Source organism: Methylobacterium sp. E-005 (genome assembly GCF_022829725.1).
In the GTDB taxonomy this organism is placed as follows: domain Bacteria; phylum Pseudomonadota; class Alphaproteobacteria; order Rhizobiales; family Beijerinckiaceae; genus Methylobacterium.
Genome location: NZ_JAKSYG010000088.1, coordinates 1 through 778 on the forward strand (window position 1 = coordinate 1; position 778 = coordinate 778).

Annotated in this window: 1 protein-coding gene; it reads right to left on the minus strand. The window is 67.0% G+C overall.

Annotated elements, in window-relative coordinates:
- The coding region (locus tag MKK88_RS10095) for a carbohydrate-binding domain-containing protein (RefSeq protein ID WP_279602202.1) at positions 1-735 on the minus strand (735 nt) is incomplete at its 3' end.
- Positions 736-778: the final 43 nt, after the last annotated feature.

A 778-nucleotide genomic window follows, 5' to 3' on the forward strand; every position in this document is an offset into this window, starting at 1 on the left:
GTCCGATCCGGTCCCGATGCTCGCCGACGTGGGCGTCGATGTGGCCGTATCGACGAACGTGAAGGTCTGCGCGCCCTGGCTCAGCATGGTGAAGTGCGCGTTGGCGACGGACGCCTCGTTGTAGGTGGCGCTGTCGACGTAGAGGTTGCGATCCAGGCTGGCGGTGCCGCCCGAGGCGTCGTTGAGGAAGTTGACCGCGACGGTGTGGCTGCCCGAGACCCAGTCGCCGTTCACCGTGATCGCGTCCGACTGCCCGGCCGCGTGGGAGGCGTGGGCGGTCAGGACGCCGCCGACCTGCTTGCCGTCCACCGAGATGGTGTACTGCGCATCGCCCAGATAGGCGTCCTCGCTGATGTGCAGGAGCAACTGGTCCGATCCGGTCCCGATGCTCGCCGACGTGGGCGTCGATGTGGCCGTATCGACGAACGTGAAGGTCTGCGCACCCTGGCTCAGCATGGTGAAGTGCGCGTTGGCGACGGACGCCCCATTGTAGGTGGCGCTGTCGACGTAGAGGTTGCGATCCAGGCTGGTGGTAAGGGCGGAGGCGAGGGAGAGGGAGTTGACCGCGGTGTAGAGGCTGCTCGAGGCCCAGTCGCGGTTCAACGTGATCGCGTCCGATTGCCCGGCCGCGTGGTAGGCGTGGGCGGTCAGGACGCCGCCGACCTGCTTGCAGTCCACCGAGATGGTGTACTGCGCATCGCCCAGATAGGCGTCCTCGCTGATGTGCAGGAGCAACTGGTCCGATCCGGTCCCGATGCTCGCCGACGTGGGCGTCGAT